The sequence below is a fragment of the Rhodococcus sp. MurmanLake-1 genome (assembly GCF_056945715.1).
The window spans coordinates 1-236 of record NZ_JBWZNF010000109.1; the positions used below are offsets into that span (position 1 = coordinate 1).

A 236-nucleotide genomic window follows, 5' to 3' on the forward strand; every position below is an offset into this window, starting at 1 on the left:
GGAGGAGCATATATCGAATAAAGTTTTAACGGAATATTACCTGTGTTAATTACATTATGCCATGTTCCTGCAGGTATCATTATTGCAAAATCATCATAAGCATTTCTTTTGAAATTTAAATTATCTTTACTCTTTCCCATTTGAACAATCCCCTGACCTTGTTCAATACGTAAAAATTGATCAACATTAGGATGTATTTCCAAACCGATATCTTCACCAACATTAATGCTCATTAA

1 protein-coding gene is annotated in these 236 nt (G+C 31.4%); it reads right to left on the minus strand.

The features are described from left to right. A partial coding sequence (locus AC2ETI_RS32845) for a cupin domain-containing protein (protein ID WP_483635079.1) occupies positions 1-236 on the minus strand: 236 nt, incomplete at both ends.